This is a genomic window from Paraburkholderia sp. RCC_158 (assembly GCF_041355255.1).
In the GTDB taxonomy this organism is placed as follows: domain Bacteria; phylum Pseudomonadota; class Gammaproteobacteria; order Burkholderiales; family Burkholderiaceae; genus Paraburkholderia; species Paraburkholderia graminis.
Genome location: NZ_JBFUPM010000003.1, coordinates 308,188 through 322,143, shown reverse-complemented (window position 1 = coordinate 322,143; position 13,956 = coordinate 308,188). Strand labels below are relative to the sequence as shown.

The following is a 13,956-nucleotide window of genomic DNA, read 5'->3' as shown; positions in this document are numbered from 1 at the left end:
CGCATCGCATCAAGGACTCAGCAACAAGGACATCGCAATGAAAGTGACGGTACTGGTTCCGACTTACCGCCGCCCGGCCGACCTCGCGCGCTGCCTCGCGGCGCTGCAACGGCAGTCGCGCGCGCCCGACGAAGTCGTGGTGGTCGCGCGCGCCGACGACGACGCGACGCATACCTGTCTGCGCGATCCGGCGGTGCCGGGCAAGCTGCCGCTGTCGGTGGCGCTCGTCGACGTGCCCGGCCAGGTCGCCGCGCTCAATCGCGGACTAGACGCCGCGAGCGGCGACGTGATCGCCATCACCGACGACGACGCAGCGCCGCATCCCGACTGGGTGCAGCGCATCGCCGCCGCGTTCGAACGCGATGCGCGGCTCGGCGCGCTCGGCGGCCGCGACTGGGTGCACGAAAAAGGCCGCGTGCTCGACGGCGAGCGGCCATTGGTCGGCAAGGTCACCGCGCACGGCAAGATCATCGGCAATCATCATCTCGGCGTGGGCGGCGCACGCGAAGTCGACATCCTGAAGGGCGCCAACATGAGCTATCGGCGCGACGCGGTGCGCAACATCCGTTTCGATGCACGGCTGCGCGGCGCGGGCGCCCAGGTTCACAACGACATGGCGTTCAGCCTCGCGGTCAAGAACGCCGGCTGGAAGCTGATGTACGACCCGCGCGTGGCGGTCGATCATTTCCCCGCCGAACGTTTCGACGACGACCGCCGCGACGCGCAGACCATGGCCGCGTTGCGCAACGCCGCGTTTAACTTCCATCTGATTCTGCGCGACCAGTTGCCGCCGCTGCGCCGCGAAACCGCATGGTGGTGGTGGACGCTCGTCGGCACCAAGGTGTATCCGGGGCTCACGCATGCGGCGCTCGCGCTGCTGTCAAAACAGGCGCGTTTGAAGCTCTCGCGCTGGCGCGCGGTGCGAACCGGCGCGCACGAGGCGCGGCGCGCATTGTCGCGGACCGCGTGAAGCGGCGGTTCATGCAAGCGGCACGCAGCGGGTTGGACGCGTGGGCATCGGCATCGGCAAAGGGAATCTCTACATGACTACCAAGGTTCACGTTCATCTGTTTTACGGCGCCGATCCGCGTTTCTATCGACCGGGCGACAACATCGGTTGCCTGTACGGCTATCACCACGCCGAGTCCGACGCGTTCGCGCTCAGCTATTCGAAAGACGCGCGCGAAAACAAACCGGTGCGCCTCGCGCGCCGGGCACTGAAGGCGGCGTTCGGCTTCGATTTCATTCACACGTGGCGCAATCGCGCGGACATGTTGAGTGCCGACGTGATCTGGACGCATACCGAGCAGGAATGGCTTTCCGCCGCGCTGATGCTTCTGCTGAGCGGCCGCAAGGCCGGCGCGAATGCGTCGCCGCTGCTGCTTGCGCAAAGCGTGTGGCTGCTCGACAAGTGGCCTTCGTATGGCATCGTGCGTCGCTGGCTGTATCGCAAGCTGATGACTCGCGCCGATCAGTTGACCACGCTCGCCAGCGAGAACGCCGCGCTGTGCAAGCGCTATTTCGATCGCGACGCGAAGCCGTTGCTGTACGGTCTGAACACGCGCGACTTCCCCGTGAAGACGCCGACCGAATGGAAGCCGCATTCGCCGATCCGCATCGCCGCGATCGGCAACGACCGCGACCGCGACTGGGAGACGCTCATCAAGGCATTCGGCAACGACGCGCGCTACACGGTGAAGCTCGCCACGCGTCGCCGGATTCCCGCTTCGCTGCGTGCGCCGAACGTCGAGATCGCGCTGTTCTCCGGCATCAAGAAACAGCATGAGTTGTATGACTGGGCCGATGTGATCGTCGTGCCGCTGCGGCCGAATACGCACGCGTCGGGCATTACGGTGATGCTCGAGGCGGCGGCGGTCGGCAAGCCGATGGTCGTGACCAACGTCGGCGCGTTGCAGGATTATTTTCCGGCGAGTGAGGCCTTCTACATTCCGCCATTCAATCCGCCCGCGTTGCGCGATGCCGTCGATCAGCTCGCCGCCGCGCCAATGGATGCACTGAGACAGGCGCAAGCGGCCGCCGCCGGTTTGCTCGCGCGCGATCTCACGACCGAGCATTACGCGATGCAGCACGTGCGCATCACGCAGGAGATGCTACGGGCACGCGCTGGGGTGCGCGGCCGGGGCGCGCAGAGCACCGACGCGGACAAGGCCGCAAGCAAGGCCGCGAATAGCGCCGCAAGCAGGCAAGCGCAGGCCGGCGCCGCGCAAGAATCGCGCGGAGGTCTGTAAGCGATGTCGATGTTCCCGCGAGCGGACTTTCCGCCTACGCCCGGCATACCCGGCATGTCCAGCGCTGTAGAGGCGGCGGCCGTGCAGGGCGCAAGGCGAGGCCGCCGCGAATGGCTACCATCGGCGATGCTCTGGCTCATCACGGCGGTGCTGATCGTCGCGCATCAAGGCACGGTGTTGACGCTCGCGTTTCCCGTTCTCGCGATTCTCACGGGCCTGTGGCTCTACTTCAAAAGCCCCGCGCGCTACATCGGCTTCATGTGGTGGCTGTGGTTTCTGAGCCCGGAAGTGCGGCGTCTCGCCGACTGGTCGAAAGGCTCGTTCACACCGACGAGCCTGATCCAGGTCGCGCCGCTCGCGGTCACGATGATCAGCGCACTCTCACTATTGCGCTACTACCGGCTGCTCGGCCAGCGACGCGGTCTGCCTGTGCTGCTGATCCTGCTCGGCCTCGTCTATGCGTATCTCGTCGGCGTGGTGTCGAGCGGTCCGCTCGCGGCCACCTACGACCTCGCGAACTGGCTCTATCCGATCCTGATCGGCTTTCACATCATGGCGAACACGCGCCAGTATCCGCAGTATCGCGACATCATCGTCAACACGTTTATCTGGGGCATGCTCGTGATGGGCGGCTACGGCCTGATCCAGTTTTTCATCATGCCGCAGTGGGACGCGCTGTGGATGCTCGGCTCGCAGATGAACTCGCAAGGCGATCCCGTGCCGATGGGCGTGCGCGTCTTCAGCACGATGAATTCTTCCGGACCGTTCGCCTTCGCGATGATGGGCGCGATGGTCTACGTGATGGCCGCCACGCATCGCGTGCGCTGGGTCGCGGCGGCGCTCGGCTTCTTCTCGTTTGCGCTGAGCCTCGTGCGTTCCACCTGGGGCGGCTGGGTGATCGCGCTGCTGATCCAGTTGATCAAGTCGAACAACAAGGTGCGCTTGCGGATCGTCGCGAGCGCGGTACTGCTTGCGGGGTTATGCGTGCCGCTGCTCGCGGTGGGTCCGGTGGCCGAGCGGATGCAGGCGCGTCTGTCGACCATCGTCAATCTGAACGACGACCAGAGCTATGCCGCGCGCAACGAGTTCTACGCGACCTTCGCGAAGACCGCCTTCACCGATGTCTCCGGCGAAGGCATGGGCGCGACCGGCACCTCGACGAAACTCTCGAACGACGGCGGCCAGCTTGGCCAGTACGGCAACTTCGACAGCGGCGTGATGAACATACCGTTCGTGCTTGGATGGCCCGGCACGCTGCTCTATATGTCGGGCATCGTGTGGCTGCTGACGCGCGCGGTGCTCGCGTCGTTCAGATTGCGCCACGACAAATACGTGTCCGCGTGCCTGAGCCTGTGCCTCGCGACCTTCGCGATGCTGGTGTTCACCAATTCGCTCGTCGGCACCGGCGGGCTGCTGCTTTTCATGAGCGTTTTTTCGATTCTTTCCGCGGTGCATTACGACAAGATCAACCGCGTCAACGCGGTCAATAGCCCATCGCGCACGCCAATTTTCCACGGAGGCACTGATTGAGAGTCGCCATTGTCACGCACGTTGTGCGCCATAACGACGGCCAGGGGCGCGTCAACCATGAGATCGCGCGCGCGGCGCTCGACGAAGGCATCGGCGTGACGCTGATCGCTTCGCATGTGGCGCCCGAGCTGCTCGTTCATCCGAATGTCCGCTGGGCGCCGATCAAGATCGGCCGCTGGTGGCCCACCAATCTGCTGCGCCAGCAGGTGTTCGCGTTCAAGAGCGCGCTGTGGCTGCGCGCGCATCGCCGCGAATACGACGTGCTGCATGTGAACGGCTTCATTACGTGGATGCCCGCCGACGTCAACACATCGCACTTCGTGCATAGCGGCTGGCTCGGCAGCAAGTACTACCCGTTCGGGCTGCTGAAGGGCGTGTGGTCCGCGTATCAGTCGATCTATACGCGCTGCAATGCGATGCTTGAGCGCTGGGCCTACCGGCGCTCGAAGGTGATCACGGCGGTCTCGCAGAAGGTCGCCGATGAAATCCGCGCGATCGGCCTCACGCCGGATAACCGTGTGGATGTGATCTATAACGGCGTCGATACGCAGGGCTTCGCGGCGGCCACCGGCGACCGCGCGAAATTCGGTCTGCCGTCCGATGCGTTCCTGCTGCTGTTCGTCGGTGACTTGCGGACGCCGCGCAAAAACCTCGGTACGGTGCTGGCTGCGCTCAAACATTTGCCCGAGCATGTGCATATCGCGGTGGCCGGTTTCCTGCCGGGCAGTCCTTATCCGGACGAAGCGAAGGCGCTCGGCATCGCGCATCGCGTGCATTTTCTCGGACTCGTCAAAGAGATGCCCGTGCTGATGCATTCCGTCGATGCGTTCGTGTTTCCATCACGTTATGAGGCAATGAGCCTGTCGCTGCTCGAAGCGATGGCCGCGGGTCTGCCGGTCGTGACCGCGCGCACCGCGGGCGGCGCCGAGATCATCACGCCGGAGTGCGGCATCGTGCTCGACGATCCCGACGATCCGCGCCTGCTTGCTGCCGCAGTCGCGCGCCTTGCCGCCGACGACAACGCGCGCCGCAACATGGGCAAAGCCGCCAACGAACTCGCGACCGGCTTCGGCTGGGCGCGCATGGCCGCGCAATACATTGCGCTGTATCGGCAGCTCGAAGGGCAGCAGAAAAATCGCCGGCGCAGCGAAGCCGACGCGGCGGCGGTCGCGAAGACCGACGCGCTGACGCTCAACTCGCTGGCCGGGCACAAGAGCGGCGAATGAAGCGACGGCGCGTCGGACACGCGACCATCGCAATCCAACGAATACCTAACGAAATCGACAAGGGGCAATGACAATGACGACGAGCTCAATCAAATCGCTGCAGATCGGGATGCACTGGTTCCCCGAGCGCGCGGGCGGCCTCGACCGCATGTATTACTCGCTGGTCGGCGCGCTGCCGGGCGCGGGCGTCGCGGTGCGCGGCGTCGTGGCCGGCTCGCCGAAAGTGGCCGCCGATACCGGCGGTGCGATCAACGGCTTCGGTTCGGCCGGGCAATCGCTGCCATTGCGCTTGATGGCCGCACGCCGCGCGCTGCGCGAGGAGATCGGCCGCTCGCGTCCCGACGTGATCTCGTCGCACTTCGCGCTCTATACGTTTCCTGGGCTCGACGTGACGCGGGGCATTCCGCAGGTCTCGCATTTTCAGGGACCGTGGGCCGACGAAAGCCATGTCGAAGGCGCCGATTCGCTCGGCCAGCGCGCGAAGCGTTATCTCGAGCAGTCCGTGTATGCGCGTTCGTCGCGGCTCATCGTCTTGTCGGAGGCGTTCGGCAAGATTCTGACTTCGCGTTATCGCATCTCGCCGGACCGTGTGCGCGTGGTGCCGGGTTGCGTCGACGTCGAGCAATTCAATCTGCCGATCACACCGGCCGAAGCGCGCCTGAAACTGCAATTGCCGCAGGATCGTCCGATCGTGCTGGCGGTGCGGCGTCTCGTGCGGCGCATGGGTCTGGAGGATCTGATCGACGCGGTCAAGCTGCTGAAGGCGGCCCATCCGGACGTGCTGCTGCTGATCGCGGGCAAGGGGCGTCTCGCGGACGAATTGCAGGCGCGCATCGACGAGGCCGGTTTGCAGGACAACGTGAAGCTGCTCGGCTTCGTGCCCGATCAGCATCTCGCGGCGTTGTATCGTGCGGCGAATATCAGCGTGGTGCCGACGGTGGCGCTCGAAGGCTTCGGGCTCATCACGGTCGAGTCGCTCGCGTCGGGCACGCCGGTGCTGGTAACGCCGGTCGGCGGCTTGCCGGAAGCGGTGGCGGGGCTGTCGCCCGATCTCGTGTTGCCGGAGACGGGCGCGCAAGCCATCGCAGCGGGTCTTGCGGGCGCGCTAAGCGGCAGGCTGAAGCTGCCGGACGCCGACGCGTGCCGGCGCTATGCGCGTGAGAACTTCGATAATTCGGTGATCGCGAAGCGCGTGGCTGCGGTTTATGGGGAGGCGATTGGGGCGGGTGGGGTGCATTGAGCTTTGTGACGGGACGAGACGCTACTACGTGGCCCGGCTGCCGTCCGCATTGAGCAGCCGGAATTCCGCCGGCGACTCTTCGAACGCGTGTGCGCTGCGCATGGCGGGCACGACTGCTTCAAGTTCGGCATAGTCGAAGCCCGCGCACCACGCTGCCATTCGTGCGAGGGAACTGATGAGCGGCTCCGGACGGCCGCTTTGTGTGAGGGCTCTCAGGCAGTCCACGAACTGCGGATGGAAAAGCGTGGGGATAATGATGCGAGCGCGCTCGCCCCGCGAAAGCTCCGCATTCATGATCAGCCGCGACAGACGCCCATTGCCGTCCGCGAAGGGATGAACTTCCGCGATCAGAAACAGATAAAAAATGGCCCGCGCGAGGCCCTCGGGGACGGTCAACGCGAGGCGAGATCCTTCGGCGAGCGTGCCGCGAACGCGAGAGGGCTCGACGAACTGCGTGGTGCCCGCATAGTTTGCCTCGAGCTTCAGATTGCCAGGGTCTACTTCAGGTCTGCGCTCGAGCATGATCCGATGGCGCTCCTGAAGCACGTCGATGAAATCTTCACCGACTGGCGGCACTATTGCGCGGGTCTCGGTGCGATACGCCAGATTGAATACGCCCAGGATGTCGTGTGAATCCTTGGGTCTTTGCGCAACGATCTGATTGCGCAAGACGATGCCTTCCGCTTCCTCGACAGAGAACCGTGTTCCTTCGACATAGTTGGAAAAATACGATTCAAGAAACGCGAAATGGATGCGGCTGTCACCCCCAACGGCCACGTCCACGATGTCGGGCAACACCGCCGTGCGTAGCGCGGTTGCCAGCGTGCCGAAGAGCGTCATGCGCGCCATGTCGATAGGCGCGCCCTGGGCGATAGCCAATCCAGCCTTCGTTTTGAGCACGCCCTTTGAATGCGTGCTCAGCAGCGCGCCTATCAGTCCGTTGAGCGTCTCATAGCTCGTTGCTGCGCCGAGCGGTTCGACAAGTTCGCGAGCGCGATCCCGAATCTGGTTGAGGCCTGGCTCTTTGTTCGCGCTCAGGCAGGCAACGAGGCGTTCTTCAATCTCCTCGCGCGACGCCCGCGTTGCGGCCGCCCCCCGCGCGAGATTTTCGAGTAGCGCACGTTCCTGCGAGGCCCAGTAAAGATCGAGCGATCCAAGCCGCAGATCGCGGGGCATAGGCCCGGGGCCTTTCATCAGCACGAGCGTGAGGCCGGGGTAGGTGATACGCCGGTTAAACCGCGTGGGATGGGAGAGTACGACTTCATTGGCCGCGGTGATGCCGCCGGCGAATGCGCTACGGTGGGAGACTACCGCGCCAGGCACCGCGTGCGCGGCGATTTTCTGCCAGTTTCGGCGAATCCGCCCCGCGACCTCTTCCTGATTACCGGGCTCGACGTAGACGCCTCGCGCGACGCGCAACAGGCCGCCTTCCTTCGCGCGCCTTTGAAGCGTGCGGTCGAAGCCGGTGTCACCGGCCGCGAAGACAATTTCATCGGATTGTCGTTTTTCGACTTCGAGGGAGGGCATGGAGCCGGGAATTTGTCGTTAACCAGCTTCCATTCTACCGGTTTTGTCGTTTACCAGCTAAAACGCTATCCGGGAGGCGTGTCGTTTACCAGCTAATCGGCACGGGCGGATTGGCGAATTTGTCGTAAACCAGCTAAGGAACGCGGATAAATGTCGTTTACCAGCTTACGACGTGCTCTCCGACCGCGACACGCGGCTCTCGCGTGCCGGCCCCCACAGCCGTCACGCCGTCCCCGCGCCCCTTACCTCAAAACGTCTCCTGATGCTCATTCCGCCCAAGATCCGCGTGAACCATCATGTGACACAGTTGCTCGAGACTCGTCCGCGGCTCCCAGCCTAGCTTCTCGCGCGCCTTGTCCGCGCAGCCGATCAGCAGATCCACTTCGGCCGGCCGGTAGAACTTCGGATTCACGCGCACGAGCGTCTTGCCGGTCGCCACGTCGATACCCGTTTCGCGCTCTTCCTTGCCCGACCATTCGAGTTGATAACCGGCCGCTGCGAACGCCATGCGCACGAAGTCGCGGACCGTTTCAGTGCGGCCCGTCGCGAGCACGAAGGTGTCGGGCTCGTCGGCTTGCAGCATGCGCCACATGCCTTCCACATATTCAAGCGCGAAGCCCCAGTCGCGTTTCGCGCCGAGATTGCCGAGCTCCAGCACGTCCTGCTTGCCGAGCTTGATCTTCGCGACGGTGTCGGTGATCTTGCGCGTCACGAACTCGCGGCCGCGCAGCGGCGATTCGTGATTGAACAGAATGCCGCTGCTCGCAAATAGACCATACGACTCGCGATAGTTGATCGTCGACCAATGCGCGAACAGCTTCGCCACGCCATACGGACTGCGCGGATAGAAGGGCGTGTCCTCGCGTTGCGGCACCGCCTGCACGAGCCCGAACATTTCCGACGTCGACGCCTGGTAATAACGCATCTTCGGATTGAGGATGCGGATGCCTTCGAGCAGATTCAGCGCGCCGATGCCGGTCACCTCGGCGGTCGTCACCGGCTGATCGAACGAGACGCCCACGAAGCTTTGCGCGGCGAGGTTATACAGCTCGTCGGCCTGCGCGCCTTCGAGCAGACGCAGCGTCGAGCCGAGATCGGTCAGATCGTGCTCGACGAGACGCAGATTCGGATGATCGAGCACGCCCAGCTCGCGCATGCGCCAGAAGTTGACGGAACTCGTGCGCCGGTAGGTGCCGGTCACGTGATAGCCCTTGTCGAGCAGCAGCTTGGTCAGATAGGCGCCGTCCTGTCCGGACACACCGGTGATGATCGCTTTGCGTGGTTGGCTCATAGCTTGCCTTCGATATGGGTAAAAGAAAAAAAGAGCACCTCAGAGCGTGCCATCCAGGAGCCGCCGCACCAGCGGTTCGACGACCTCGGCATCCTGCTCGGCCTTGAGCCGGTACAAGCCCGGCTTCGGATGCGCGCCGTCGGACATCAGCGTCTTCCAGTCCGGCAGGCTGCTGATGTACGCGAACTGGTCGACGAGCGGCACGTGCTGCTCGGCGGCGACGCGGCGCGTCACCGCGACCATCGACGCGAGCCGCGCGTTGAGCCGGTTATCGGGCATCGGATTCGACGTTTCCAGCACCGGCTCCTTGCCGAGCGCGCGAGCCGTTTGCACGAGCGCGCTCTGCGCTGCGTAGAACTGCTCGGGCGTCTGGTCCTGCATCACTTCGTTGATGCCGTAGTTGATCAGCACGATTTGCGCGGGCGATGCCGCGAGCCGTTCGCGCCACGGCAAACCGGCCGTCGGCCCGGCGCGGCGGTTGCCGGTGCCGTCGCGCAATTGCGTCGCCATCGTGCCGCCGACGCCGTAGTTGACGACGTGCACGCGCTCGCCGAAATGCATCTGCAGCTTGTCCTGCAGATAGGCCACGGCGTTTTGCGCTTGCGGCGCGCAACGGCCTTCGCTGCATGAAATGCCGAGCGTCGTCGAGTCGCCGTAGGCATCGATCACGATCTGGTGCTGCGTGGCCTGAGCATGCCCGGTCGTTGCGGCAGTGAGCGCCGTGAGCGTGATGAGTGCGGTAAGCGGCGCGAGCATCGCTGCCGCGGCGGCCCATGCGCGGCGCTTCATGCGTGCGACCTCATGCGCCACTTCATGTGCCACTTCATGTGCCAATTCATGCGCCACTTCATGCGCCACTTCATGCGCCACTTCATGCGCCACTTCATGCGCGGCCGTGCGGTGCTTGCGGCGCGGCGCGCGGCACACTCGCACCCGCGCCGGCCGTTGCGTGCGAACTGCCGCGCGAGCCGAAAATCAGCCGCTTCTCGAACGCGAACCATGTGACGCTTGCATAGGCGAGGGTGATCGCGAGCGCAAGCGCAGCGGTCACATAGCGGCTCATGTTCAGCGGCCACAACGCATACAGCACGCTCAGGTGAATCAGGTAAATCGTGTAGCTGATCGTACCGATGTACACCAGCACCGGATTGCACAACAGCCGTTTGACGATGCCCCGGCTTTGCAGGGCGATGACCACGACGGACGTGCAAAGCACCAACGAAATGCTGTAAAGCCCCGCGTTCGACAGCGGCGTATTGGCCGCGCGAAAACGCGGAAAATGCAGATGCAGCCACGCGAGCGCCGCGAGTGCGGCAATCACGCCGAGCACTGCGAGGCCCTTGAACGGTTCGAGCGCGTCACGATCGCGGCGCACGGCGACCGCGAGCAGCGCGCCCGCCGCAAGCAAATCCATGCGAAAGGGCGTCAGGTAATAGATCGGCCAGAACGAATCGAACCACGGCGTGGCCACCGCGCGCAGCACCGGCACGAGCAGGATCAGCGCGGCCGCGACCCACGCGAGCACGCGCTCGGGCACGAGCAGAATCACGAACGGCCAGACAATATAGAACTGCTCTTCGACGGCAAGCGACCACAGCACATTCAGGCTGTCGTGTCCGCTCTGGTTGAGCGCATCGCCGATGTTGGTCGCGAAGAACGCATACCACTGCCAGTGCTGCGCCCAACCGAAGCCGAACAGGATCGACGACACCACCATCAGCAGCAGATACGGCGGCAGAATGCGCCGCGCGCGGCGTGCATAAAAATAGCCGAAGTACGACTGCCCGCGCGCCTTGCGTTCGAGCAGGATGCCGGTGATCAGAAAGCCGCTCAGCACGAAGAACAGATCGACGCCCATCCACAGCGGCGCTTTCAATGCGTGCTGCGCGAACACCGCGAGCACGGCGATCGCACGCAAGCCGTCGAGCTGCACGATGCGGCGTGAATGAGAAGGCGCTATGGGCAGGGCGCTAGCAGTCATGAACCGTCCATGGTGTGAAGCGGATAAAGCCGCGAGAAGCCGCAAGGCATTGCGAAAGACGCGTCGCGCCGATAACGGCCGCGATCCGGAGCGCAATCGGAATGCAATCCGGCTGCAATCGATTCTAGGCAAAAGAAAATCGCGAAAAAACGCGAATGAAATGGATAAGTGAATCAGATTGCAACAGGGTGTTTCGTTATCCATTTGAAGGCGGTTTTCATGCTTGTCTTGTACTTCGAGCGTGAGCCAAAGCTCTGCGTGAATTCGCCGGATCGGTGAAGCGGAGTCGGTAAAACATGGGCTCATGCATCCGCAAGCGTGTTCCTTATACAGCATGGCACGGCCAAATTTTCTTTTAATCCATTTTTAAATCGATTTCTTTATCCCGGCATAAAGCCGGGAATATTTTTGAATTATTTTTGACTTTCGTCGCCGACTTTTGTACGCGTAATGTGAACCGTGCGGATTGGGCGGCCAAGGACGGCGCGTGCGCCGAGCATCGCATTTCGACGTGGCTTATGCGGCCTGCGTGGCATAGGCGAACGTTCGCGCTTCGTCTTTCATCGGCAACTTGCGGCGCATGCCGTCACCTTCATTGAATGCCTGTGTGTGCGGATAGCAGCGTACGTCTGTGAGGCTCGCGCGCGCTCGCCTATCAGCCTCATCGTTTTTAAAGCATCGATCCGTATCGACTGGAGGACATACCTTGCTGCGCTTCACGTTCAAACGCCGTCTCGCGATATTCGCGTGCGCTGCCGGGCTGGCCGCTCTATCGGCCGGTTCGATCGCGCGTGCCGAAACGGCGTTGAACGCAAAGACGTCGTGGATCGGCAATACGTTCGGCTTCGGCGACGGCACCTGGACGCAAATCAACATCACAGCAATTGCCGTCGCGCCCGACGGCAAGGTCTACACGAATGCGCCGTGGGACGAAAGCGGCGCGGAGGCAAGCGTCTATCAGAACGGCAAGATGCTCGGCTTCGCAGGCGGCACGCACGGTTGGGGCAACAGCGGCGGCAATGCGATCGCGATCAATCGCAAGTATGCGTTCGTCGCAATTGCAGTCGGCAACGAAAAAGGCCGGCTCGTACAGCCGGGCGTGTGGCCGGAGAAAGGCAAGGAGTGGTTCGGCATCTCGCGCCGGCAGATCGGCGATCCGAAACGCGCCGCACCGTTTCAGCCTGCGGCGAAGAGCGCCGATCCGCATGCGCAACTCGCAGCCGGCTTCCTGATGATGAACGAAGTGCCGACCGGCACGAGCGCCGAAATCGGCGGACTCGCGGCGAGCGAAACGACGCTCTACGCGGCGAACACCGCGCGCGATCGCATCGAGGTGTACGACGCGGAATCGATGCAACAGAAGACCACGTGGAGCGTGCACGAACCGGGCCGCCTCGCGCTTGCGCCGGACGGCACGCTATGGGTGCTGAGCGGCACGCGCAACGATCGCGCGCCGCATGTCGAGCACTACACGTCAGGCGGAAAACGTATCGACGAGAACTTCGAACTGCCCGCCGATACGGTCGCGGTCGACGTCGCCGTCGATGCAACAGGCCGTGTGCTGATCGCCGATAACGGCCCGCGTCAGCAGGTGCTGTTCTTCAGCAAGAAGGAAGGGCGCTACGAAGAGAGCGGTTCGCTCGGCGAGCGCGGCGGCATTTTTAGCGGCGTCGCCGGAAGGCCGGGACCGCGGCGTTTTAACGGACTCACCGGTGTGGGCGTGGATGCGCGCGGCAATGTGTACGTGTCGACCAACGGCATCGGTCCGCGCTATGAGCCGATCGGCGCGGGCCTTGGCGCGACGCTCGAAAGCTACGCGCCCGACGGCAAGCAGAACTGGCTCGTTCAGGGACTGCTTTTCGTCGACGGCGCGTGGATAGATCCGTCGCGTCCGGACAGCGTTTATACAGGCAACAAACGCTTCGAACTCGACCTATCGACACCCGCGGGACAGGACTGGAAATATGTCGGATTCCTGTCCAACCGATTCAAGTATCCCGATGATCCGGTCTTTCACACCGACCAGTATCCGGGCCTGCCGATCGCCCGCAAGCTGAAGGGCCGCACGTTTCTGTATCTGACGGACATGTATGCGGATCATCTGAAGATCTATCGCTTCGATCCGCAACACGACGGCGAGACGGCGATTCCGTCGGGCTTTATCGCGGGCCGAGAACGTGCGGTCGTGAAGGTGCCGAACGCGCCGCCGGGCGGCGACTGGATCTGGCGCGACGCAAACGGCGACGGCAAATTTAATTCCGACGAGTTCGCGCTCAACACAACCGGCACGAAGCTCGCGGGTGGCTGGGGCTGGTGGGTCGATAGCGCCGGCGACATCTGGCGCACACGCGATACGAAGGGCATTTATCGCTTCCGCTTCGGCGGCATCGATGCGAAGGGCAACCCCGTCTATTCGTATTCCGACCTCACGCAATACCCGGTGCCGCAACCGTTCGCCGAACTGCATCGCGCGATTTACGAACCCGACACCGACACGCTGTACGTAACAGGTTATACGCAGGACACGCCGGCCGACCGCGGCTTCTGGAAGGAAGTGGGCCGCGTGCTCGTGCGCTACGACAAGTGGTCGAGCGGCAAGCCGGTGCAGCGCTATTCGATCACGCTCCCCTGGCAGACGCAGAGCAAACCCATCGCGACGATTATCGGCCTCACGGTCGAAGGGCAATACATCTTCGGCGTCGAACCCGTGGGCGCCGTGCACGTGTGGGACAAGGACAACGGCCGCGAGGTCGGCGTGATTCGGCCGGGCCCCGAAGTAGGCCGCGCGTCCGGCTGGGTCGATGTGCCCAACGGCATCAGCGCGGCGAAGCGAAGCAACGGCGAGTACCTCGTGTTCGTCGAAGAAGACGCGCGCGGCAAGGTGCTCATGTACCGCTGGAAACCGTGACGAA

Annotated in this window: 11 protein-coding genes; 7 read left to right on the top strand and 4 right to left on the bottom strand. The window is 63.5% G+C overall.

Annotated features, from left to right (window positions below; all coding sequences use genetic code 11):
- Nucleotides 1-37: 37 nt before the first annotated feature.
- The 5 genes from AB6809_RS08445 (at nt 38) to AB6809_RS08425 (ending at nt 6,245) form a co-directional block, all read left to right on the top strand.
- Nucleotides 38-970 carry a glycosyltransferase family 2 protein gene (locus AB6809_RS08445; RefSeq protein ID WP_371026350.1) on the top strand — a complete coding sequence of 311 codons (933 nt, stop codon included), beginning with the start codon at nt 38-40 and terminating at the stop codon, nt 968-970.
- 73 nt (nt 971-1,043) lie between these two features.
- The gene (locus AB6809_RS08440; RefSeq protein WP_371026349.1) at nt 1,044-2,249 is read left to right on the top strand and encodes a glycosyltransferase; all 1,206 of its coding nucleotides are present in this window, start codon (nt 1,044-1,046) and stop codon (nt 2,247-2,249) included.
- A 3-nt stretch (nt 2,250-2,252) separates the two neighbouring features.
- On the top strand, nt 2,253-3,779 hold the full coding sequence (locus AB6809_RS08435) for a glucose-6-phosphate isomerase (RefSeq protein WP_371026348.1): 1,527 nt from the start codon (nt 2,253-2,255) through the stop codon (nt 3,777-3,779).
- The gene (locus tag AB6809_RS08430; RefSeq protein ID WP_371026347.1) at nt 3,776-5,005 is read left to right on the top strand and encodes a glycosyltransferase family 4 protein; all 1,230 of its coding nucleotides are present in this window, start codon (nt 3,776-3,778) and stop codon (nt 5,003-5,005) included. Before AB6809_RS08435 ends, AB6809_RS08430 begins: the two co-directional genes overlap by 4 nt.
- Before the next feature lie 73 nt (nt 5,006-5,078).
- Nucleotides 5,079-6,245 carry a glycosyltransferase family 4 protein gene (locus AB6809_RS08425; RefSeq protein ID WP_006048999.1) on the top strand — a complete coding sequence of 389 codons (1,167 nt, stop codon included), beginning with the start codon at nt 5,079-5,081 and terminating at the stop codon, nt 6,243-6,245.
- A gap of 24 nt (nt 6,246-6,269) precedes the next feature.
- On the opposite strand, the gene AB6809_RS08420 is transcribed toward AB6809_RS08425, so the two are convergent.
- Nucleotides 6,270-7,421 (bottom strand): Fic family protein, encoded by a 1,152-nt coding sequence (locus AB6809_RS08420; protein WP_371026346.1) that lies wholly within the window; start codon nt 7,419-7,421, stop codon nt 6,270-6,272.
- A gap of 69 nt (nt 7,422-7,490) precedes the next feature.
- Between AB6809_RS08420 and AB6809_RS08415 the strand changes: the two genes are divergently transcribed.
- Nucleotides 7,491-7,868, top strand: a complete 378-nt coding sequence (locus AB6809_RS08415) for a hypothetical protein (RefSeq protein ID WP_198143912.1) — start codon at nt 7,491-7,493, stop codon at nt 7,866-7,868.
- Between the two features lie 151 nt (nt 7,869-8,019).
- On the opposite strand, the gene gmd is transcribed toward AB6809_RS08415, so the two are convergent.
- The 3 genes from gmd to AB6809_RS08400 form a co-directional block, all read right to left on the bottom strand.
- Nucleotides 8,020-9,063, bottom strand: a complete 1,044-nt coding sequence (gene gmd, locus AB6809_RS08410) for a GDP-mannose 4,6-dehydratase (RefSeq protein WP_029968426.1) — start codon at nt 9,061-9,063, stop codon at nt 8,020-8,022.
- Nucleotides 9,064-9,102: 39 nt separating this feature from the next.
- A complete protein-coding gene (locus AB6809_RS08405) occupies nt 9,103-9,852 on the bottom strand; it encodes an SGNH/GDSL hydrolase family protein (RefSeq protein WP_371026345.1) in 750 nt (249 codons plus the stop codon).
- A gap of 94 nt (nt 9,853-9,946) precedes the next feature.
- The gene (locus tag AB6809_RS08400; RefSeq protein ID WP_371026344.1) at nt 9,947-11,044 is read right to left on the bottom strand and encodes an acyltransferase family protein; all 1,098 of its coding nucleotides are present in this window, start codon (nt 11,042-11,044) and stop codon (nt 9,947-9,949) included.
- Between the two features lie 706 nt (nt 11,045-11,750).
- Here AB6809_RS08400 and AB6809_RS08395 point away from each other — a divergent pair.
- A complete protein-coding gene (locus tag AB6809_RS08395; RefSeq protein WP_371026343.1) occupies nt 11,751-13,952 on the top strand; it encodes a hypothetical protein in 2,202 nt (733 codons plus the stop codon).
- Nucleotides 13,953-13,956: the final 4 nt, after the last annotated feature.

Excerpts from the sequence above, each read along its gene's own strand:
- AB6809_RS08445 (WP_371026350.1), top strand. The coding sequence starts at position 38 with ATGAAAGTGACGGTACTGGTTCCGACTTACCGCCGCCCGGCCGACCTC.
- AB6809_RS08440 (WP_371026349.1), top strand. The coding sequence starts at position 1,044 with ATGACTACCAAGGTTCACGTTCATCTGTTTTACGGCGCCGATCCGCGT.
- AB6809_RS08435 (WP_371026348.1), top strand. The coding sequence starts at position 2,253 with ATGTCGATGTTCCCGCGAGCGGACTTTCCGCCTACGCCCGGCATACCC.
- AB6809_RS08425 (WP_006048999.1), top strand. The coding sequence starts at position 5,079 with ATGACGACGAGCTCAATCAAATCGCTGCAGATCGGGATGCACTGGTTC.
- AB6809_RS08420 (WP_371026346.1), bottom strand. The coding sequence starts at position 7,421 with ATGCCCCGCGATCTGCGGCTTGGATCGCTCGATCTTTACTGGGCCTCG.
- AB6809_RS08415 (WP_198143912.1), top strand. The coding sequence starts at position 7,491 with ATGGGAGAGTACGACTTCATTGGCCGCGGTGATGCCGCCGGCGAATGC.
- gmd (WP_029968426.1), bottom strand. The coding sequence starts at position 9,063 with ATGAGCCAACCACGCAAAGCGATCATCACCGGTGTGTCCGGACAGGAC.
- AB6809_RS08405 (WP_371026345.1), bottom strand. The coding sequence starts at position 9,852 with ATGAAGCGCCGCGCATGGGCCGCCGCGGCAGCGATGCTCGCGCCGCTT.
- AB6809_RS08400 (WP_371026344.1), bottom strand. The coding sequence starts at position 11,044 with ATGACTGCTAGCGCCCTGCCCATAGCGCCTTCTCATTCACGCCGCATC.